Below are 24862 nucleotides of genomic sequence, written 5' to 3'. Positions count from 1 at the left end.
GCGGCTCGTGCTCAGGACTTGCCAAGTTGATCGTCGAGCAGCGCGAGCAGCTCATCCGCCGACGCGGTACGCGCGTCCGTTCCGGACTCGGCGGGTTCTGTGCGGTTGTGCGTTGCGTCCCACTTGGACAGCAGGGCGCGGAGGCGGTCTCCGACGGCCGCGCTCTGTTCGTCGTCCGGTGTGAGGAGGGACAACGTGGACTCCAGACGGTCCAGTTCGGTGTCGATGGTCGGCGCCCCGCCTCCCGGCAGCCCGTCGAGCACGTGCGCGGCGAGCGCGGACGGCGTGGGGAAGTCGAAGACGAGCGTCGCGGGCAGGCTCAGGCCGGTGGTGGCGTTGAGGAGGTTGCGGAACTCGACGGCGGTGAGCGAGTCGAAGCCCAACTCCTGGAATGCCCGGCCGGGTTCCACCAGCTTGGTTCCCTCGTGTCCGAGGACGGCGGCCGCCGCCTCCCGCACGAGGTCGAGGACGGCGCGTTCGCGCTCCGGCCCGGACAGCGCGGTGAGCTTGGCCACCATGTCGACCGGCGCCGTCGTATCGGCGGCGCCCTGGGCGCGGTGCACGCCGGGCAGTTCCTGGAGCAGCGGGCTGGGCCGCACCGATGTGAAGGCCGGGGCGAACACACCCCAGTCGACGTCCGCCACGAGCGCCGTCGGATCGCCCTGTCGGACGGCCCGGTCCAGCGCGGCGACGGCCTGCTCGGGCTCCAGCGGGGCCAGGCCGCGGCGGCGCAGCTGTTCGCCGAGCTGCCCGTCGGCCATTCCGCCGCCGCCCCAGGGTCCCCACGCGACCGCGGTGGCGGGCAGGCCGGCGGCCACCCGCTGTTCCGCGAGTGCGTCGAGGAAGGCGTTGGCAGGCGCGTAGTTGCCCTGGGCCGCGGCACCGAACGTGCCCGACACCGAGGAGAACATCACGAAGGCCGACAGGTCCATGTCGCGGGTCAGCTCGTCCAGGTTGGCCGCGGCGCCGGCCTTCGGCCGCAGCACGGCGTCGAGCCGCTCCGGGGTGAGCGAGGACAGTACGCCGTCGTCCAGAGTGCCCGCCGCGTGGACGACCGCGGTGAGCGGGAACTCTGCGGGAACCGATGCCAGCAGGGCCGCGAGCGCGTCCCGGTCGGCGACATCGCAGGCCGCGATCGTGACACGGGCGCCAAGGGCGGTCAGCTCCGCGTGCAGTTCCTTCGCGCCGTCGGCCTCCAGGCCGCGCCTGCTGGTCAGGAGCAGATGCTCGGCGCCCTTCGCCACCAGCCACCTGGCGACGTGCCCGCCGAGCGAGCCGGTGCCGCCGGTGACGAGGACCGTGCCGGTGGGGTCCCAGCCGCCGAGGCGTGCCGAGGTCACCGGCTGGAGCCGTCGGCCGTACACCCCGCTGGCGCGGAGCGCGACCTGGTCCTCGCCCTGCGTTCCGGACAGGACGCCCGCGAGGCGTGCGCCGCTGCGCTCGTCCAGTGTGCCGGGCAGGTCGACGAGGCCACCCCAGCGTTCGGGGTGTTCCAGTGCGACGACGCGGCCGAAGCCCCACACCATCGCCTGGTCGGGTGCCGCGGGTGCGTCGGAGCCGCCGATGGCGACACCGCCCCGCGTCGCGCACCACAGCGGGGCGGCGATGCCGATGTCGCTGAGGGCCTGGACGAGGGCGAGGGTCGCGTGCAGGCCGCCGGACGGCAGTTCGGGGTCGAGCGCGAGCAGCGAGAGCATGCCCGCGACGGGGTCGCCGGTCGCTGTCCGGGCCTCGGTCGCCATCCGGGCCGCGAGGGATTCGCGGTCCACCGCATCGCCGGTCCGGACGGAAACGACCTGCGCGCCGTGCCTGCTCAGCGCGGCGGCGACGTCTTCCTCACCGGCGCCGTCCCGGCTGACCACGAGCCAGGTGCCCGTGAGCGCAGCGGTGGGCTCGTTCACCGGCTGCCAGGTCACGCGGTAGCGCAGACCGTCGACCGCGGAGTTCTCGGCCTGTTCCTGCCGCCACGACGAGAGCCGGGGCAGTACCGCACTGATCGGGTCGTCGAGGGACACGGCCAGCTCGTCCGCGAGCTCGCCGAGGTCGCCCTCGGCGACAGCCGCCCAGAACCGTGCGTCGACGGCCCCGGAGACCTCGCCCGATGGGGCCTGGGCCAGCGTCGGCCAGTACCTCTGGCGCTGGAAAGCGTAGGTGGGCAGGTCGATGTGCGCGCCGCCGGCGGTCAGGGCGGTCCAGTCGACGGAGACACCGCGCACGTGCAGCCTGCCCGCGGCCGTCGCCAGTTCGAGCGCCTCGGACCGGTCGCCGCGCAGCGCGGGCACGAACGCGGCGTCGGGCGCGGTCTCCTGGCCGAGCGCGGTGAGCACCCCGCCGGGACCGATCTCCAGGAACGCGTCCACGCCCTGGTCCCGCAGCGTGCCGACGGCGTCGGCGAACCGCACCGCTTCGCGCACGTGCCGCACCCAGTACTCCGGCGACGTCAGCTCTTCGACGGTCGCCCGCGTGCCGGTCAGCGTGGACACGATCGGGATGGCCGGAGCCTCGTACGACACCTCTTCAAGGACCCGGCGGAAGTCGTCGAGCATCGGCTCCATGAGCGGTGAGTGGAACGCGTGGCTGACCTTCAGGCGAGACACCTTCCGGCCCGCCTCACGCCAGCGCTCGGCGATGGCCTCGGCGTCGGCGGCGACACCCGAAACCACCACGGAGGTCGGGCCGTTCACCGCTGCGATGCCCACGGTGTCGGTCAGCTCCGGCAGGATCTCGGCCTCGGTCGCCTGGATCGCGAACATCGCGCCGCCCTCGGGCAGCGCCTGCATGAGGCGACCCCGGCTCGACACCACGGCGGCGGCGTCGGCCAGCGACCAGACACCGGCCACGTGGGCCGCGGCCAGCTCGCCGATCGAGTGCCCGGCCAGCACCTCGGGGCGGATGCCCCAGGACTCCACGAGCCGGAACAGCGCGACCTCTACCGCGAACAGCGCGGGCTGCGTCACCGCGGTCCGGTTCAGCGCTTCGGCGTCGTCGCCGAACAGCAGGTCCCGCAGCGGCGCGGCGGAGCCGGACTTGGCGTCGGAGCCGGACTTGGCCTCGATATGGGCATCGATGTGGGCGCAGACCTCGTCGAGCGCGGCGGCGAACACCGGGAAGCGGTCGTACAGTTCGCGTCCCATGCCGAGCCGCTGTGCGCCCTGGCCGGAGAACAGGAACGCCGCCCGGTGCCCCGCCGCGACGCCGGAGACGAGACCGTTCGCGGTCCGCCCCTCGGCGAGCGCGCCGAGGGCCGCGAGCAGCCCGTCGCGGTCCTGCCCGACGACGACCGCCCGGTGGTCGAGGGAGGCTCGCGTCTGAGCGAGCGTCGTGGCGACGTCGAGCAGGTTCAGCTCCGGGTGCGCCACGAGGTGGGCACGCAGCCGTTCGCCCTGCGCACGCAGCGCGTCGTCGCCCCGAGCCGATACCAGCAGCGGCAGCACGGACGGGTCCGGTGCGGCCTTCGGTACGGCGACCGGGGTGGCCGGCGCCTGCTCGATGATGGCGTGTGCGTTGGTTCCGCTGAACCCGAACGACGACACGCCGAACCGGCGCGGCCGGTCGGTCTCCGGCCAGGGGCGGGCCTCGGTGAGGAGCTCGATGTCACCGGCCGACCAGTCGACCTGCGGGGTCGGCTCGGCGACGTGCAGCGTCTTCGGCAGCACGCCGTGCTGCATCGCCATGACCATCTTGATGACGCCGCCGACTCCGGCCGCGCCCTGGGTGTGCCCGATGTTGGACTTCAGCGACCCGAGCCACAGCGGCTGTTCGGCGGGCCGGTCCTGGCCGTAGGTGGCAAGGAGCGCCTGCGCCTCGATCGGGTCGCCCAGCTTCGTGCCGGTGCCGTGCGCCTCCATCGCGTCCACGTCGGCCGACTCCAGGCCCGCGCTTGCCAGCGCCTGCCGGATGACGCGCTGCTGCGAGGGACCGTTCGGAGCGGTCAGGCCGTTGGACGCACCGTCCTGGTTCACCGCGGTGCCCCGCACGACGGCAAGCACGCGATGCCCGTTCCGCCGGGCATCGGAAAGACGTTCCAGTACGAGCATGCCGACGCCCTCGCCCCAGCCGGTACCTTCGGCGTCCGACGAGAACGGCCTGCACCGACCGTCCACGGAAAGGCCGCGCTGGCGGCTGAAGTCCATGAACGCGCCCGGCGTCGTCATCACCGCCACGCCACCGGCCAGCGCCATCGAGCACTCGCCCGACCGCACCGCCTGCGCGGCCAGGTGCAGGGCCACCAGGGACGAGGAGCACGCCGTGTCGACGGTCACCGCAGGTCCCTCAAGGCCGAACGTGTAGGAGAGCCGACCGGACGTGACGCTCGCCGCGTTGCCCGTACCGACGTATCCCTCGACGCTCTCCTCGCCCGCCGCCAGCAGGTTCGCGTAGTCCTGGATGCTGGTGCCGGCGTAGACGCCGATGTCGCGTCCCCGCACCGAGTTCGGGTCGATGCCGGACCGCTCGAACGCCTCCCATGAGGTCTCCAGGAGCAGCCGGTGCTGCGGGTCCATGGCGAGGGCCTCGCGGGGCGAGATCCCGAAGAACGTCGGGTCGAACAGATCGGCGTCGTGCAGGAAGCCGCCCTCGCGGGTGTAAGTGGTGCCCGCGTGGTCGGGGTCCGGGTGGTAGATCGCGTCCAGGTCCCAACCGCGGTTTCCGGGGAACTCGCTGATGGCGTCGGCGCCGTCGAGGACGAGTCGCCACAGGTCCTCGGGCGAGTTGACCCCGCCGGGGTAGCGGCAGCTCATGCCGACGATCGCGACCGGCTCGTCGGCCACGGCGACGGTCGTGCGGGTGCGCGCCGCCGCGACAGGCGTGGTGCCCGCGAGTTCGGCGCCGAGGTGCGCGACGAGCGCGGCAGGGGTCGGGTAGTCGAAGACCAGCGTGGCGGGCAGGCGCAGCTCGGTGGCCGAGTTGAGCCGGTCGCGGAATTCGACGGCGGTCAGCGAGTCGAACCCGAGCTCCTTGAACGCACGATCGGGTACGACGGCGTGCGCCGAACTGTGACCGAGCACCACGGCCACATGGCCGAGCACGAGGTCAAGCAGCGCCTTCTCCCGCTCGGCCTCGGTCAGCCCGGCAAGGGACTGCGCCAACGCGGACGCGGCGGCCCCGGAATCGGCGGTCCTGCGCGCGGTGCCCCGCACCAGGCCGCGCAGGAGGTGCGGCACGGGCTGGGAACGCGCCTGCCGCTGCAGCACGGTCAGGTCGAGGGGGATCGGCACGAGCGCGGCACGGTCCGTGGATCCCGCCGCATCGAACAGCGCAAGGCCCTCGCTCGCGCCGATCGGCATCGCGCCGCCGCTGGTGATCCGTCGTACGTCGACCTCGTCGAGGCTGTCTGTCGTGCTGTTCTCGTCCGCCCACAGGCCCCAGGCCAGGGATGTGGCAGGCAGGTCGGCGGCGCGGCGGTGCTGGGCGAGCGCGTCCAGGAAGGTGCCGGCCGCCGCGTTGCAGCCCTGGGCCGGGTCGCCGAGGGTGCCCGCCGCCGAGGAGAACAGCACGAAGGCGGACAGGTCGAGGTCGCGGGTCAACTCGTGCAGGTGCCAGGCCGCGTCGACCTTGGACCGGAAAACCGTGTCGATCTGGTCCGGGGTCATCGATTCGATCGTGGCGGTGTCCAGCGCGCCTGCGGTGTGGATCACGGCGGATATGTCGTGGTCGGCGAGCAGTTCCTTGAGGGCTGCGCGGTCGGCGACGTCGCATGCCGCGTACGTCACTTCGGCGCCCTGCGCGGTGAGTTCATCACGCAGTTCCTCGGCGCCCTCGGCGGCAGCGCCGCGTCGGCTCACCAGGAGCAGGTTGCGCACGCCTCGCTCGGCCACCAGGTGCCGGGCGACGAAGCCACCCAGCGTGCCCGTGGCACCGGTGACCAGGACGGTACCGGTACCGAAGCCGGGGCCATCCGTTGCGGACTGGCGCACCCTGGCCAGGCGGGGCACGCGAACGTCGCCGGACCGCAGCGCCAACTGCGGCTCACCGGTGGCCAGCGCAGACGGCAGCGCCTCAAGCGAGGCCGACTCGTCGTCCAAGTCCACCAGCACGATCCGGTCCGGGTTCTCCGACTGAGCCGACCGCACCAGACCCCACACCGCCGCCTGCGCAACATCTCGTACGTCGTCATCAGCCGTTGCGGCAATCGCACCATGGGTCACGATGACCAGACGCGACGCGTCGAACCGCCCGTCCGCCAACCAGAATTGGACTGCGTGCAGTGCCCAGTGCGCCGCCTCGTGCGCACCGTTGACCGGGTCCGACGAGGAAGTGCCCGGGCACGGCAGAACGATGAAGTCGGGCAGTTCCGCCGCCTCCGCCAGCAGCGGCAGGTCGGTCCACTCAATCGTCTCAATCGTCGGTACGTCAGCGTCGGACGAAGGAGCCGACACCCAGTCGACGCCGAACAGCGACTCCCCGTTCTGCCGCGCCGGCTTCGCCGCCATGGGGCGCAGCACGAGCGAGTCGATCGTGGCCACCGGTGCGCCGGAACCGTCCGCGACCGTCAGCGCCACTCCGTCCGCGCCGGTGGGCGACAGCCGCACCCGCAACGCCGTCGCACCCGAAGCGTGCAGCCGCACACCCGACCACGAGAACGGCAAGCCGCCGGAGTCACCTTCGCCACCCGCCAGGCCGATCGCGTGCAGCGCCGCGTCCAGCAACGCCGGGTGCAGACCGAAGCCGTCCACTCCCACACCGTCCGGGAGCCCGACCTCGACGAACATCTCGTCACCCTTGCGCCAGGCCGACCGCAGCCCCTGGAACACCGGCCCGTAGCCGAAGCCACCCGCGGCCATGCGGTCGTAATGACCGTCCAGGTCCACGGCCTCCGCGCCCGCCGGCGGCCACTCGGCCAGCGAAGCCCCGCCGGAGCGGCCGCCCTCGCGCAGTACGCCGGTGGCGTGCCGGGTCCACGCACGGCCGTCGTCGGTGTCACCCACACTGGAGTGGAAACTCAGCTCGCGCCGGCCCGACGAATCCTCGGCGCCGACCCACACCTGCACCCGCACCGAACCGCGCTCCGGCAGAACAAGCGGCGCCTCCAGCGTCAGCTCCTCGACCAGGTCACACCCGACCTCGTCCCCCGCACGCACCGCCAGTTCGACAAACGCGGCACCAGGCAGCAGTACCGAACCCTGTACGAGGGAGTCGGCCAGCCACGGGTGGGTCTGGAGCGACAACCGGCCGGTCAGCAGCACACCGTCCGTGCCGCCGAGAGTGACGGTCGCGCCAAGCAACGGGTGCTCCGCCGCACCGAGCCCGACTGCCGAGACATCGCCCATCGCGGGCAGCACATCGGGCCAGTAGCGCTCGCGCTGGAAGGCGTACGTCGGCAGGTCCACCCGCCGCGCACTGCGACCGGCGAAGAACACCTCCCAGTCCACTCGGACGCCCCGCACGTGGAGCTGTCCCGCGGCCGTCGTCGCGGCCGCCGCCTCCGGGCGGTCGCCACGCAGTACGGGTACGAAGGTTGCCTCCTGCGCGGACTCACGGCCCAGCGCCGACAGCGTGCCACCCGGGCCGACCTCGACGAACGTACCCACACCCTCGTCGACGAGCGTGCTCACGGCGTCGGCGAACCGCACCGACTCGCGCACGTGCCGCACCCAGTACTCCGGCGACGCCAACTCCTCGGCGGTCGCACGGACTCCGGTCAGCGTCGACACGATCGGGATCGCGGGAGCCTCGTACGACACGCCCTCAAGCACCCGGCGGAACTCGTCGAGCATGGGGTCCATCAGCGGCGAGTGGAACGCGTGACTCACGCGGAGGGCGGTCACCTTCCGGCCCGCCTCGCGCCACCGCTCGGCGACAACCTCGACGTCGGCAGTGACACCGGAAATGACCACCGAGTTGGGGCCGTTGACCGCGGCGACACCAACAGTCCCCGGCAGGTCGGACGCGACCTCGGCCTCGGTGGCCTGGATCGCGACCATCGTGCCACCGGACGGCAGCGCCTGCATCAGCCCCGCACGGGCCGACACCACTGCGGCGGCGTCAGCAAGGGACCACACACCGGCCACGTGCGCGGCGGCCAGCTCGCCGATCGAATGGCCCGCCAGTACGTCGGGGCGAACACCCCACGACTCCAGGAGCCGGAAGAGCGCCACCTCGACCGCGAACAGCGCGGGCTGCGTCACTCCGGTCTCGTTCAGGGCGTCGACGTCCTCACCGAAGAGGACCTCGCGCACCTGCGGGTCGAACTCCGACAGCGCGGCGTCCAGGGCGTCGGCGAACACCGGGAAACGGGAGGCCAGTTCGCGACCCATCCCGAGCCGCTGCGAACCCTGACCCGAGAACAGGAAGGCCAGTCGGCCGGGCTCGCCAGCCACGCCCGTGAGCGCGGCGCCGGTCGGCTGCCCCTCGGACACAGCCGCAAGAGCAGCCAGGAACTCGGACCGGTCGGTGCCAATCACCACGGCACGGTGCTCAAGCAGCGCCCGCGAGGACACCAGCGCGCGGCCGACGTCCGCCACACTCAGCTCGGGAGTCGTGTCCGCGAAGGACTTGAGCCGTGCCGCCTGCTCCCGCAGCGCCTCAGGGCTCTTGGCCGACAGCAGCCACGGCACCAGGCCCGCATCGCCCACCGGCTCCGGTGCCTCCGCCTGCTCCGCCTGCGCGACCACAGGAGCCTGCTCGACGATGACATGCGCGTTCGTACCACTCACACCGAACGACGACACACCCGCCCGCCACGGCTGACCCGTCTCCGGCCAGGGCTGTGCCTCGGTCAACAGCTCGACGGCGCCCGCAGACCAATCCACATGCGACGACGGCTCATCCACGTGGAGGGTGCGCGGAAGTACTCCGTGCTGCATCGACATGACCATCTTGATCACGCCCGCCACGCCTGCGGCGGCCTGGGTGTGACCGATGTTGGACTTCACCGAACCGAGCCACAGGGGTCGGTCGGCGGTGCGGTCCTGGCCGTAGGTGGCAAGCAGCGCCTGGGCTTCGATCGGGTCACCGAGTGTGGTGCCTGTGCCGTGCGCCTCCATGGCATCCACGTCGGCCGACTCCAGACCCGCACTCGCGAGTGCCTGGCGGATGACGCGCTGCTGCGACGGGCCGTTCGGCGCGGTCAGACCGTTGGATGCGCCGTCCTGGTTGACGGCCGAGCCCCGCACGACGGCCAGTATTTGGTGGCCATTGCGCTGGGCATCCGACAGCCGCTCCACGAGCAGCATGCCGACGCCCTCACCCCAACCAGTGCCATCGGCGGCATCGGCGAACGCCTTGCAGCGGCCGTCCACGGACAGCCCGCGCTGACGGCTGAACTCGATGAACGCACCCGGCGTCGACATCACCGTCACACCGCCGACCAGTGCCAACTCGCACTCGCCCTTGTGCAGTGCCTGACTCGCCCAGTGCAGGGCGACCAGTGACGACGAGCACGCCGTGTCCACGGTGACCGCCGGGCCTTCGAGACCGAAGGTGTAGGACAGCCTGCCGGAGATGACACTTGCCGCATTGCCGGTACCCGCGTAGCCATCCACGTTCTCGCGCGAGGCCATCAACAAGGCCCCGTAGTCCTGGCCGTTGGTGCCCACGAAGACACCGGAGCGGCTTCCGCGCAGCGAGTTCGGGTCGATTCCGGCCCGCTCGAACGCCTCCCAGGAGGTTTCGAGCAGCAGTCGTTGCTGCGGGTCCATCGCCAGCGCTTCACGGGGCGAGATCCCGAAGAAGGCCGGGTCGAAGTCCGCGACGTCGTTCAGGAAGGCGCCCATGCGGCTGTACGTGGTGCCCGACTGCTCGGGGTCGGGGTCGTAGAGCGAGTCGATGTCCCAGCCGCGGTCGGCGGGGAATCCGGCCACCGCGTCCGCACCGGACTCGACGAGACGCCACAGGTCTTCCGGCGACTCGACGCCACCGGGGAAGCGGCAGCTCATGCCGACGATCACGATCGGCTCGTCGGCCACCATCGCAACGGGCTCGTTGGTGACGACATCGACCACACCACCCAGCAACTCGGCGCCGAGATGCGCCGCGAGCGCGGCCGGAGTCGGATAGTCGAAGACCAGCGTGGCCGGCAACGCCAACTCGGTCGCCGCGTTCAACCGGTTGCGCAGCTCGACAGAGCTCAGCGAATCAAAGCCCAGCTCCTTGAACGCACGCTCAGGCGCGATGGCCTGCGCCGAACTGTGACCGAGCACCACGGCCACATGACCGAGCACGAGGTCAAGCAGCACCCTCTCCCGCTCCGCGACAGGCAGCACCGTCAACGACTGCGCCAACGCAGACCCTGCGACAACGAGGCCGGACTCAACAGCCCTACGTGCGCTGCCCCGCACCAGGCCGCGCAGGAGGTGCGGCACGGGCTGGGAACGCGCCTGCCGCTGCAGCACGGTCAGGTCGAGCGGGATCGGCACCAGCGCGGCACGGCCCGTGGATCCCGCCGCGTCGAACAGCGCAAGGCCCTCGGTCGTGCCGATCGGGATCACGCCACTGCGGGTCATCCGTCGTACGTCGGCTTCGTCGAGGCTGCCTGCCATGCCGTCGGCTGAGGCCCACAGGCCCCACGCGAGCGAGGTCGCGGCGAGGCCGTCCGCGCAGCGGTGCTGGGCGAGCGCGTCCAGGAAGGTGTTGGCGGCCGCGTAGTTGCCCTGGCCAGGTCCACCGAGGGTGCCCGCCACCGAGGAGAACAGCACGAAGGCGGACAGGTCCAGGTCGCGGGTCAACTCGTGCAGGTACCAGGCCGCGTCGACCTTGGGCCGGAAGACGGCGTCGATCCGCTCGGCGGTCAGCGAGCCGATCATGCCGTCGTCCAGCACGCCTGCGGTGTGGATCACGGCGGATATGTCGTGGTCAGCGAGCAGTTCCTTGAGGGCTGCGCGGTCGGCGACGTCGCATGCCGCGTACGTCACTTCGGCGCCCTGCGCGGTGAGTTCATCACGCAGTTCCTCGGCGCCCTCGGCCGCAGCGCCGCGTCGGCTCACCAGGAGCAGGTTGCGCACGCCTCGCTCGGCCACCAGGTGCCGGACGACAAGGCCACCCAGAGTGCCCGTCGCGCCGGTGACCAGGACGGTACCGGTACCGAAGCCGGGGTCATCCGTTGCGGACTGGCGCACCCTGGCCAGGCGGGGCACGCGAACGTCGCCGGACCGCAGCGCCAACTGCGGCTCGCCCGTGGCCAGCGCGGACGGCAGTACATCGAGCGAGACCGCCTCGTCGTCCAGGTCGACCAGCATGATCCGGTCCGGGTTCTCCGACTGAGCGGAGCGCACCAGACCCCACACCGCAGCCTGAGCAACATCTCGTACGTCGTCATCAGCCGTGGCAGCAATCGCACCACGGGTCACGATGACCAGACGCGACGCGTCGAACCGCCCGTCTGCCAACCAGAATTGGACTGCGTTCAGTGCCCAGTGCGCCGCCCCATGCGCACCGGCCACCGGGTCGGACCCGGAGCTGACCGGGCACGACAGAACAACGAAGTCAGGCAGCTCTGCCGCCTGTGTCAGCGCCTCCAGGTCGGTCCACTCGACCGTCGAAACATCGCCCCCGGCCAGGGGCACCGACACCCAGTCGACACCGAACAGGGTGTCGTCCTGGCCGTCGCCGCCGAGCTGATCCAGCGACACCGGACGCAGTACCAGCGAGTCGATCGTCGCTACTGGTGCGCCGGAGCCGTCCGCGACCGTCAGCGCCACTCCGTCCGCGCCGGTGGACGACAGCCGCACCCGCAACGCCGTCGCACCCGACGCGTGCAGCCGCACACCCGACCACGAGAACGGCAAGCCATCGACATCACCGTCGGTCAAGCCAACCGTGTGCAACGCCGCGTCCAACAAAGCCGGATGGAGACCGAACCCCTCAGCCTTCACACCCTCCGGCAACGCAACCTCGGCAAACACCTCATCGCCCTTGCGCCAAGCCGACCGCAACCCCTGGAACACCGGGCCATAACCCAAGCCCAGCTCCGCCAAATCGCCGTAGAACCCCTCCAGGTCCACGACCTCCGCACCCGCCGGCGGCCACTCCACCAGCGCAACCCCACCGGAACGGCCACCCTCACACAACACACCCGTGGCATGCCTGGTCCACGCACGGCCGTCGTCAGCGTCACCCACACTGGAGTGGAAACTCAGCTCGCGCCTGCCCGACGAATCCTCGGCGCCGACCCACACCTGAACCCGCACCGAACCCTGCTCGGGCAGAACGAGCGGCGCCTCCAGAGTCAACTCCTCGACCAGATCGCACCCGACCTGGTCACCGGCACGCACCGCCAGCTCGACAAACGCAGCACCGGGAAGCAGAACCGAACCCTGGACCACGTAATCAGCCAGCCACGGGTGGGACTGGACAGACAACCGGCCGGTCAGTAGCACACCATCTGTGCCGCCAAGGGTGACGGTCGCGCCAAGCAGCGGGTGCTCCGCCGCACCGAGCCCGGCCGCCGCGACATTGCCGATCGCGGGCAGCACATCGGGCCAGAAGCGCTCGCGCTGGAACGGGTACGTCGGCAGTTCAATTCGGCGTGCGCCGCGACCGGCGAAGAACGCTCCCCACGCCACCTGTACACCGCACACGTGCAGCTGTCCTGCAGCCGTCGTAACGGCGGTTGCCTCCGGGCGGTCGCCACCACGCAGCACCGGTACGAAGGTTGCCTCCGGCGCGGACTCACGGCCCAGCGCCGACAGCGTCCCACCCGGGCCGACCTCGACGAACGTACCCACACCCTCAGCAACCAGAGCCCCGACGGCATCGGCGAACCGCACCGACTCACGCACATGCCGCACCCAGTACTCCGCCGACGCCAACTCCTCGGCGGTCACGCGGACTCCGGTCAGCGTCGACACGATCGGAATCGCGGGAGCCTCGTACGACACGCCCTCAAGCACCCGGCGGAAGTCGTCAAGCATCGGGGCCATCAACGGCGAGTGGAACGCGTGGCTCACCTTCAGGCGAGACACCTTCCGGCCCGCCTCACGCCACCGCTCGGCGACAACCTCGACGTCGGCAGCGACACCGGAAATGACCACCGAGGCAGGGCCGTTGACCGCGGCAACACCGACAGTCTCCGGCAGGTCGGACGCGACCTCGGCCTCGGACGCCTGGATCGCGACCATCGCACCACCAGACGGCAGCGCCTGCATCAACGCACCACGCGCCGACACCACCTTGACCGCGTCCTCCAGCGACCACACACCAGCCACATGAGCCGCAGCCAGCTCACCGATCGAATGCCCGGCCAGCACATCCGGCCGCACACCCCACGACTCCAACAGCCGGAACAACGCCACCTCGACCGCGAACAACGCAGGCTGCGTCACCCCCGTCTCATTCAGCGCATCGGCATCCTCACCGAACAACACCTCACGGACCTCAGGCCCAAACTCCGCAAGCACCGCATCCAGAGCCTCGGCGAACACCGGGAAACGGACGGACAACTCACGACCCATACCGAGCCGCTGCGAACCCTGCCCCGAGAACAGGAAACCCACTCGGCCAGGCTCATCAGCGACACCCGTGACCACCGCACCGGTCGCCCGGCCCTCGGCCAAGGCCGCCAAAGCGGCCAGGAACTCGGACCGGTCAGCGGCCACGACCACCGCACGGTGGTCCAACGCCGACCGCGTCGTGGCGAGCGAGAAGCCGACATCAGCGAGCGCGTGGTCGTCCACCACGGACAGCAGCCGCTCGGCCTGGCCACGCAACGCGCCCTCGTCGCCCGCCGAAAGCACCCACGGCACCACGCCGTCACATACCGGCTCCGGTGCTTCCTCCTGCTCCTGCTGCTCGACGGCGGGGGCCTGCTCGATGATGGTGTGCGCATTGGTACCGCTGAACCCGAACGACGACACACCGGCGCGCAACGGCTGACCGGTCTCCGGCCAGGGGCGCGCCTCCGCAAGGAGTTCCACGGCGCCCGCGGACCAGTCGACATGGGGCGACGGCTCGTCCACGTGCAGCGTCTTCGGCAGTACGCCGTGCCGCATGGCCATGACCATCTTGATCACGCCCGCCACACCGGCCGCAGCCTGAGTGTGACCGATGTTCGACTTCACCGAACCCAGCAACAGCGGCTCACCGCTGCGGTCCTGGCCGTAGGTGGCAAGGAGGGCCTGGGCCTCGATTGGGTCGCCCAGCTTCGTACCGGTGCCGTGCGCCTCGACCACATCCACATCGGCAGGGGCCAGGCCCGCACTGGCGAGCGCCTGGCGGATCACGCGCTGCTGCGACGGGCCGTTCGGGGCGGTCAGGCCGTTGGACGCACCGTCCTGGTTGACCGCGGAGCCCCGTACAACGGCCAGCACCTGGTGGCCGTTGCGCTGAGCGTCCGAGAGCCGTTCGACGAACAGCATGCCGACGCCCTCGCCCCAGCCGGTGCCATCGGCGCCGGCGGCGAACGCCTTGCACCGCCCGTCCTCGGCAAGGCCACGCTGACGGCTGAACTCGACGAACGCACCCGGCGTCGACATCACGGTGACGCCACCCGCAAGGGCCAGTTCGCACTCGCCGGACCGCAGTGCCTGCACCGCCAGGTGCAGGGCCACCAGCGACGACGAGCACGCCGTGTCAACCGTGACGGCCGGGCCCTCGAAGCCGAACGTGTACGACAGGCGCCCCGACGCCACGCTGGCCGCGTTGCCGGTCGCCACATAGCCGCCGACATCCTCAGCGGCCCCGCCCAGCACCAGCCCGTAGTCCTGCACGTTCGAGCCCACGAACACGCCGACGCGCTCACCGCGCAGCGACGCCGGGTCGACCCCGGCCCTCTCGAACGCCTCCCACGAGGTCTCAAGGAGCAGTCGCTGCTGCGGGTCCATGGCAAGGGCCTCGCGCGGCGAGATCCCGAAGAAGTCCGCGTCGAACCCGCCTACGTCTGACAGGAAGGCACCCGAACGCGAGTATGACGTTCCCACCCCATCCGGGTCGGGGTCGTACAACGCCTCCAAGTCCCAACCACGGTCCGTCGGGAACTCCGACACCGCGTCCCCACCGGACAGCAACACCTGCCACAGGTCCTCCGGGCTCGACACACCACCGGGATACCGGCAGGCCATCGCCACGATCGCGACCGGCTCATCGAGCACACCAGAGACTGCGGTCGGAGCGGAGGGGGCGACGACGTCCACGCCGGACAGTTCGGTCCGCAGATACGCGGCAAGCACCGCCGCGTTCGGGTAGTCGTAGACCAGCGTCGCAGGCAACGCCACACCCGTGGCCTCACTCAGCCGGGCACGCAACTCCACCGCCGTCAGCGAGTCAAAGCCCAACTCCCTGAACGCACGAGACGCCGAGAACGCGTCGCCCGAGACATGGCCGAGCACCGCGGCAGCCTCGTACCGCACCAGCTCCGTGAGCTGCCGCTCCTGCTCCACCTCGTCCAGACCGGACAGGCGCTGCGCCAGCTCAGACATCCCGTCAGCCGCCGATGTCGCCTCGAACGCCGCACGCACCGCAGGCAGTTCACCCAGCAACGGGCTCGGTCGCTGCGCCATGAACGTGCCCGCGAACCGCTCCCAATCCACATCAGCGACGACGACGTTCCCGTCGCCGCGCTCCAATGCCATGGCCAGACCGGCAATCGCCACCGCAGGAGGCATGGTCGGCAGACCCCTGCGCCGCAACTGCGCCGCCGCATCGCCACCGGCGCCGGCGACCATACCGCCACCACCCCACGGACCCCACGCAACCGCCGTAGCAGCCAGGCCCTCCGCCCTACGGTGGTCGGCGAGAGAGTCCAAGTAGGCGTTGGCGGCCGCATACGCAGCCTGACCACCACTGCCCCACACACCAGCAATGGACGAGAACAGTACGAACGCGTCCAACTGCCGGTCACCCAGGAGCTCGTGCAGGTTCCGCGCACCATTCACCTTGGCCGACAACACATCAGCGAACCCACCCAGATCAGTCGGATCAAGGTCGGCAAGAACGGCCGAGCGCTCAATGCCCGCCGCATGCACGACCGCAGTGAGCGGGTACTCGGCGGGAACCGACGCCAGCACATCCGCCAAGGCGTTTCGGTCAGCGACGTCACAGGCCGCGATCGTGACACGGGCACCCAACTCGGTCAGCTCCGCGCACAGCTCCTGCGCACCATCGGCGTCCAGTCCACGCCTGTTGGTCAACAGCAGGTGCTCGGCACCCTTCGCCACCAGCCACCTGGCAACGTGCGCACCGAGCGCACCGGTACCACCTGTGACCAGGACCGTCCCACGCGGCGACCAGCCCGCCCCAGATGCCTTGTCCAGCGGCGCGGGCACCAGCCTGCGCCCCAGAACCTCGCCACTGCGCAGCGCGACCTGATCCTCGCCACTGGTCCCGGCGAGTACGGCAGCCAGCAGATCACCGGCCCCGTCGTCCTGCGCCTCGGGCAGGTCGACCAACCCGCCCCAGCGGCCCGGCTGCTCCAGCGCGGCCACCCTCCCCAGACCCCACAGCATCGACTGCTCGAACCCGGCAACCACATCGTCCGCGCCCACCGACACCGCACCCGACGTCAGGCACCACAGCGGGGCGGACACGTCCGCATCACCGAGCGCCTGCAACAGACCCACCGTGGCCACGACACCCGCAGGCACAGTCGAATCGCCCGCATCAGCAAGGCCCAGCAAGGAGACCACGCCGTTCAGGTCCGACAGACCGGCCAACTGCTCGGCCCAGTCGACCACTTCCGCATCCACATCTACATGCAGGACGTACACATCGTCCGCGCCATTCCGGGTCAGCGCCTCACCGACCCACCCAGCGCACTCCTCACCAGTCGGCGCGACAACCAGCCAGGCACCGTCCAGTCGCCGACTCCCTGCGGCCACCGACCGCCACTCGACCCGATACCGCCAGCCATCGGCGGTGGAGCGCCCCAACTGCTCCTTGCGCCAAGCCGAAAGCCTCGGCAGCACCGCACTCAGCGGAGCATCCGACGACACATCCAACGTACGGGCGACGTCAGCGAGGTCACCGTCTTCGACGACCTCCCAGAACCGCGTCTCCGCCGGCGACAGCCCCTGGGTGCGATCCTCGGGCGCTACGTCCAGCCAGTAGCGCTGGTGCTGGAACGCGTACGTCGGCAGATCCACCCGCCGGGCACCACTGCCCGCGAAGTACACAGCCCAGTCGACCGTCACGCCCCGCGTGTGCAGCGCGGCAAGCGTGGTGACCAGCGCGGTCTCCTCGGTCCTGTCCGCACGCAACGCGGGCAGGAACACCGCGTCGGGCGCACTCCCGAGACCCAGAGCGGACAGCGTCCCACCCGGACCGACCTCGACGAACACCTCCGCACCCTGCTCACGCAACGCCACAACCGCGTCATGGAACCGAACGGCCCCACGCACGTGCCGCACCCAGTACTCCGCCGAGGTCAGCTCCTCGACAGTCGCCAACCGACCCGTCAGCGTGGACACGATCGGGATCGCGGGCGCCTCGTACGACACGCCTTCCAGCACCCGGCGGAAGTCATCCAGCATCGGGTCCATCAACGGCGAGTGGAACGCATGGCTGACACGGAGCCGCGTCACCTTCCGGTCCTCGGACCGCCACCGCTCCGCAACCGCCTCCACGTCGGCGGCGACGCCGGAAATGACCACCGAGGTCGGGCCGTTGACCGCAGCGATACCCACCGTCCCCGGCAGATCCAACGCGACCTCGGCCTCGGACGCCTGGATCGCCACCATCGCACCACCGGACGGCAGCGCCTGCATCAACACACCACGCGCCGACACCACCTTCACGGCATCAGCAAGCGACCACACACCAGCCACATGCGCGGCAGCCAGCTCACCGATCGAATGCCCCGCCAGCACATCCGGCCGCACACCCCACGACTCCAACAGCCTGAATAGCGCCACCTCGACCGCGAACAGCGCGGGCTGCGTCACACCCGTCTCATTCAGCGCATCGGCATCCTCGCCGAAGAGGACTTCGCGTACCTCCGGCTCGAACTCCGCAAGCACAGCGTCCAGAGCCTCGGCGAACACCGGGAAACGGACGGCCAGTTCACGACCCATACCGAGCCGCTGCGACCCCTGCCCCGAGAACAGGAAACCCAGCAGGCCGGTGACAGCGGAACCCGTCACCACTCCCCCCGCCTGCCTGCCCTCGGCCAACGCGGTAAGAGCGCTCAGCCGGGTCTCCGCGTCGTCAGCAATGACGACCGCGCGCTGCTCCAGCGATGCCCGCGTCGTCGCGAGGGAGTAGCCGACATCCGCAGGGTCCAGGTCAACCGTGCCCGAGACCAGCCGTGCCGCCTGCTGCCGCAGCGCCTCGGCACTCCTTGCCGACAGCACCCACGGCACCAGGCCGACCGGCACAGAAGCAACAGCCGGAGTCGACTCCTCGACCGTCGGGGCCTGCTCGATGATGGTGTGCGCGTTCGTGCCGCTGAAGCCGAACGACGACACACCGAACCGGCGCGGCCGGTCGGTCTCCGGCCAGGGGCGGGACTCGGTGAGGAGCTCGACGTCACCGGCCGACCAGTCGACCTGCGAGGTCGGCTCATCCACATGCAACGTCTGCGGCAGCACCCCGTGCTGCATAGCCATGACCATCTTGATCACACCCGCCACACCGGCAGCCGCCTGCGTGTGACCGATGTTCGACTTCACCGACCCCAGCCACAACGGCCGGTCGGCAGTGCGGTCCTGCCCGTAAGTCGCGAGGAGCGCCTGGGCCTCGATCGGGTCACCGAGCGTGGTGCCGGTGCCGTGCGCCTCCATGGCATCCACGTCGGCCGACTCCAGACCCGCACTCGCGAGTGCCTGCCGGATGACGCGCTGCTGCGACGGGCCGTTCGGCGCGGTCAGGCCGTTCGACGCACCGTCCTGGTTCACCGCCGAGCCCCGCACGACGGCCAGCACCTGGTGGCCATTGCGTCGGGCATCCGAAAGCCGCTCCACGAGCAGCATGCCGACACCCTCACCCCAGCCAGTGCCATCGGCGGCATCGGCGAACGCCTTGACCCGGCCGTCCACGGACAGCCCGCGCTGACGGCTGAACTCGATGAAGGAGCCCGGCGTCGACATCACCGACACGCCACCGACCAGCGCCAGTTCACACTCGCCCTTGTGCAGCGCGTTGACCGCCAAGTGCAGCGCCACCAACGATGACGAGCACGCCGTGTCCACCGTCACCGCAGGGCCCTCAAAGCCGTACGTGTACGACAGGCGGCCGGAGATGACGCTCGCCGAGATACCGGTGCCCGCGTAACCCTCGACTTCCTTCTGCGCGGCCATCAGCAGCGCCGCGTAGTCCTGGCCGTTGGTGCCCACGAAGACACCGGAACGGCCGCCGCGCAGCGAGTTCGGGTCGATGCCCGCCCGCTCGAACGCCTCCCAGGAGGTTTCGAGCAGCAGTCGCTGCTGCGGGTCCATCGCCGCGGCCTCACGCGGCGAGATCCCGAAGAACGCCGGGTCGAAGTCGGCCATGCCATCCAGGAAGGCGCCCATGCGGCTGTACGTGGTGCCCGACTGCTCGGGGTCGGGGTCATAGAGCGAGTCGATGTCCCAGCCGCGGTCCGTCGGGAACTGCGACACCGCGTCCCCTCCCCCGGCCACCAAGCGCCACAGGTCCTCCGGCGACTCGACACCGCCGGGGAAGCGGCAGCTCATGCCGACGATCACGATCGGCTCGTCGGCCACCATCGCAACGGGCTCGTTGGTGACGACATCGACCACACCGCCCAGCAACTCGGCGCCGAGATGCGCCGCGAGCGCGGCCGGAGTCGGATAGTCGAAGACCAGCGTGGCCGGCAACGCCAACTCGGTCGCCGCGTTCAACCGGTTACGCAGCTCGACAGAGCTCAGCGAATCAAAGCCCAGCTCCTTGAACGCACGCTCAGGCGCGACGGCCTGCGCCGAACTGTGACCGAGCACCATCGCCACGTGCCCGACCACGAGGTCAAGCAGCACCTTCTCCCGCTCCGCGGCGGGCAGCACCGCCAGCGACTGCGCCAACGCAGACCCGGCAACCGCCAGGCCGGACTCAACAGCCCTACGTGCACTGCCCCGCACCAGGCCGCGCATGATGTGCGGCACGGGCTGGGAACGCGCCTGCCGACGCAACACCGGCAGGTCGAGAGGGATCGGCACCAGCGCGGCACGCCCCGTGGAACCCGCTGCGTCAAACAACGCCAAGCCCTCAGCCGCGCCGATCGGGATCGCGCCGCCACTGGTGATCCGCCGCACATCAGACTCATCGAGGCTGCCGGCCATGCCATCCGCATCAGCCCACAAGCCCCACGCCAACGATGTGGCGGACAGCCCGGCCACCCGACGGTGTTGGGCGAGCGCGTCCAGGAACGCGTTGGCCGCCGCGTAGTTGCCCTGCCCCGCGCCACCGAACACACCGGCGGCGGACGAGAACAGCACGAACGCCGAAAGGTCCAAGTCCCGCGTCAGCTCGTGCAGATGCCAGGCCGCGTCGACCTTGGGCCGGAACACGCCGTCGATCCGCTCGGCGGTCAGCGAGCCGATCGTGCCGTCGTCCAGCACACCCGCCGTATGCACCACGGCGGAGACCTCGTGCTCGGCCAGCAGCGCTGCCACCGCATCCCGATCCGCGACGTCACACGCCGCGAACGCCACCTCGGCGCCCAGCGCGGTGAGTTCGCCACGCAGTTCCTCGGCACCCTCAGCCGCAGCACCGCGTCGGCTCACCAGCAGCAGGTTGCGCACGCCCCGCTCGGCGACCAGGTGCCGGGCCACGAGACCACCCAGCGTGCCCGTCGCGCCAGTGATCAGCACCGCACCGGCACCAAAGCCCAGGTCGTCGACCACGGACTGCCGCACCCTCGCCAGGCGCGGCGCACTGACAGCACCCGAACGCAGCGCCAACTGCGGCTCGCCCGTGGCCAGCGCAGACGGCAGTACGTCGAGCGAGGCCGACTCGTCGTCCAGGTCGACCAGCACGATCCGGTCCGGGTTCTCCGACTGAGCGGACCGCACCAGACCCCACACCGCCGCCTGCGCAACATCTCGTACGTCGTCATCGGCCGTTGCGGCAATCGCACCACGGGTCACGATGACCAGACGCGACGCACCGAACCGCCCGTCACTGAGCCACGACTGGACCGCGCTCAGCGCCCAGTGCGCCACCCCATGCGCACCGGCCACCGGGTCGGACCCGGAAGTGCCCGGGCACGGCAGAACAACGAAGTCAGGCAGCTCCACCGCCCCAGCCAGCGCCTCCAGGTCGGTCCACTCGACCGACGGAACATCGTTCTCGACCAGGGGAACCGACACCCAGTCGACACCGAACAGCGCATCGTCATGGCCGTCACCGGCGAACTCTTCCAGTGACACCGGACGCAGCACCAACGCGTCCACGCTCGCGACCGGGGCACCCGCCCCGTCCGCCACGGCCAACGACACTCCGTCGGACCCCGCAGGCGTCACCCGCACGCGCAGAGCAGTCGCGCCCGAGGCATGCAGCCGCACACCCGACCACGAGAACGGCAAGCCATCGACATCACCGTCGGTCAGGCCAACCGTGTGCAACGCCGCGTCCAACAACGCCGGGTGCAGACCGAACCCCTCAGCCTTCACACCCTCCGGCAACGCAACCTCGGCGAACACCTCATCGCCCTTGCGCCAGGCCGACCGCAACCCCTGGAACACCGGGCCATAACCCAAGCCCAGCTCCGCCAAATCGCCGTAGAACCCCTCCAGGTCCATGACCTCAGCACCCGCCGGCGGCCACTCCACCAGCGCAACCCCACCGGAACGGCTGCCTGTCCCCAGCACACCCGTGGCATGCCTGGTCCACGCATGACCGTCGTCAGCGTCACCAGCGCTGGAGTGGAAGCTCAGCTCACGTCGCCCCGACTCGTCCGCCGCACCGACCCACACCTGCACCCGCACCGAACCCCGCTCGGGCAGAACGAGCGGCGCCTCCAGCCTCAATTCCTCGACCAGATCGCACCCGACCTGATCCCCCGCACGCACCGCCAGCTCGACAAACGCAGCACCCGGCAACAACACCGAACCCTGCACCACATAATCAGCCAGCCACGGATGCGACTGAACCGACAACCGACCGGTCAGCAACACACCGTCCGTGCCACCCACCGTGACAGCGGCACCCAGCAACGGATGGTCCGCCGAACCCAGTCCGGCCGCCGCGACATCGCCGACCGTGGGCAGCACGTCCAGCCAGAAGCGCTCGCGCTGGAACGCGTACGTCGGCAGATCGACGCGCTGAGCCCCGCTGCCCGCGAAGTAGGCGGCCCAGTCGACGCGAACGCCCCGTACGTGAGCTTCCGCGATCGCGGAGGTCAGTGCCGTCTGCTCCGGGCGGTCGTTCCGCAGCACCGGCACGAACCCGGCGTCAGGCGCGGTCTCCTGCCCCAGCGCCGACAGCGTGCCACCCGGGCCGACCTCGACGAACGTACTCACACCCTCGGCAACCAGAGCCCCGATGGCATCGGCGAACCGCACCGACTCACGTACGTGCCGCACCCAGTACTCCGCCGAGGTCAGCTCCTCGGCAGTCGCCAACCGGCCCGTCAGCGTCGACACCACCGGGATGGCGGGCGCCTCGTACGACACACCCTCCAGAACCTGGCGGAACTCATCCAGCATCGGGTCCATCAACGGCGAGTGGAACGCATGACTGACCTTCAGCCGGGACACCTTGCGGCCCGCCTCACGCCAACGCTCAGCCACCACCTCCACATCAGCGGCCACACCCGAAATCACCACCGAAGACGGCCCGTTGACCGCAGCGACACCTACCGTCTCCGGCAGATCCGACCCAACTTCGGCCTCAGAGGCCTGGATCGCGACCATCGCGCCACCAGACGGCAGCGCCTGCATCAACGCACCACGCGCCGACACCACCTTGACCGCGTCCGCCAGCGACCACACACCCGACACATGAGCCGCAGCCAACTCACCGATCGAATGTCCCGCCAGCACATCCGGCCGCACACCCCACGACTCCAGCAGCCGGAACAACGCCACCTCGACCGCGAACAGCGCAGGCTGCGTCACCCCCGTCTCATTCAGCGCATCGGCATCCTCACCGAACAACACCTCACGGACCTCAGGCCCGAACTCCGCAAGCACAGCATCCAGAGCCTCGGCGAACACCGGGAAACGGACGGACAACTCACGACCCATACCGAGCCGCTGCGATCCCTGACCCGAGAACAGGAAACCCAGCAGGCCGCCGGCGACGGAACCCGTCACCACTCCCGCCGCCTGCTTGCCCTCGGCCAACGCGGTCAGGGCGGTCAGCCGGGTCTCCGCGTCGTCCGCGACGACGACCGCGCGCTGCTCCAGCGATGCCCGCGTCGTCGCGAGGGAGTAGCCGACATCCACAGGGTCCAGGCCGAGCACACCCGAGAGCAGCCGCGCCGCCTGCTCCCGCAACGCATCGGCATTCCGCGCCGACAGCACCCAAGGCGCCAGTTCGACCGGCATGGACGCCCGAGCGGGAGTCGACTCCTCGGCTCCCGAGGACTGCTCGGCTTCCGGGGCCTGCTCAGCTTCCGGGGCCTGCTCGATGATGGTGTGCGCGTTCGTGCCGCTCACGCCGAACGACGACACACCCGCCCGCCACGGCTGGCCCGTCTCCGGCCACGACCGGGTCTCCGTCAGGAGTTCCACCGCGCCCGCGGACCAGTCCACGTGCGACGACGGCTCGTCCACGTGCAGCGTCTTCGGCAGCACGCCGTGCCGCATCGACATGACCATCTTGATCACGCCCGCCACACCCGCTGCGGCTTGCGTGTGGCCGATGTTGGACTTCACCGAACCGAGCCACAGCGGCCGGTCGGCGGGGCGGTCCTGGCCGTACGTCGCGAGGAGCGCCTGCGCCTCGATCGGGTCGCCCAGCTTCGTGCCCGTACCGTGCGCCTCCATCGCGTCCACATCGGCCGGGGTCAGGCCCGCGCTCGCCAGCGCCTGGCGGATCACGCGCTGCTGCGAGGGGCCGTTCGGGGCGGTCAGGCCGTTCGACGCGCCGTCCTGGTTGACCGCGGAGCCACGGACCACCGCGAGCACCTGGTGGCCGTTGCGTCGGGCATCCGAAAGGCGCTCGACGAGCAGCATGCCGACGCCCTCACCCCAGCCGGTGCCGTCTGCGGCGTCGGCGAACGCCTTGACACGGCCGTCCGGGGCGAGGCCGCGCTGGCGGCTGAACTCGATGAAGGAGCCCGGCGTCGACATCACCGTCACACCGCCGACCAGCGCGAGCTCGCACTCGCCCTTGTGTAATGCCTGTACCGCGAGGTGCAGGGCGACCAGCGACGACGAGCACGCCGTGTCGACCGTCAGCGCCGGGCCCTCGAGACCGAAGGTGTACGAAAGGCGGCCGGAGATGACGCTCGCCGAGATGCCCGTGCCCGCGTAGCCCTCGACTTCCTCCTGCGCGGCCATCAGCAGCGCCGCGTAGTCCTGGCCGTTGGTGCCGACGAACACGCCCGACCTGCTGCCCCGCAGCGAGTTGGGGTCGATGCCCGCCCGCTCGAAGGCCTCCCAGGAGGTTTCGAGGAGCAGTCGCTGCTGCGGGTCCATCGCCGCGGCCTCACGCGGCGAGATCCCGAAGAAGCCGGGGTCGAACTCCGTCGCGCCGTACAGGAATCCGCCTTCACGGGCGTAGGTGGTGCCCGTGTGGTCGGGGTCCTCGTCGTACAGCGACTCCAGGTCCCAGCCGCGGTCGGCCGGGAACCCGGCCACCGCGTCCGCACCGGACTCGACAAGACGCCACAGGTCCTCGGGCGACGCGACCCCGCCGGGGAAGCGGCAGCTCATGCCGACGATCGCGATCGGCTCGCTGTCCTTCTCCTCGACCTCGCGGAGACGTTGCTTGGTCTGCCGCAGGTCCGCGGTCAGGCGCTTCAGATAGTCGAGGACCTTGTCGTCGTTCGACATGTGCTTGATACCCCTCTGGGTGAGAGCCCGTACCCCGTGTTGATGAGAGTCCGTACCGG

General features: G+C 70.5%; 1 protein-coding gene. It reads right to left on the bottom strand.

The window, feature by feature from the left end; all coding sequences use genetic code 11:
- Nucleotides 1-11 precede the first annotated feature (11 nt).
- Nucleotides 12-24803 (bottom strand): type I polyketide synthase, encoded by a 24792-nt coding sequence (locus M4V62_RS39485; RefSeq protein ID WP_249592005.1) that lies wholly within the window; start codon nucleotides 24801-24803, stop codon nucleotides 12-14.
- Between the last annotated feature and the right edge of the window lie 59 nt (nucleotides 24804-24862).

The organism is Streptomyces durmitorensis (genome assembly GCF_023498005.1).
Classification (GTDB): domain Bacteria; phylum Actinomycetota; class Actinomycetes; order Streptomycetales; family Streptomycetaceae; genus Streptomyces; species Streptomyces durmitorensis.
The sequence above is the reverse complement of the archived record's forward strand: the minus strand, read 5'-3'. Positions and strand labels throughout refer to the sequence as shown.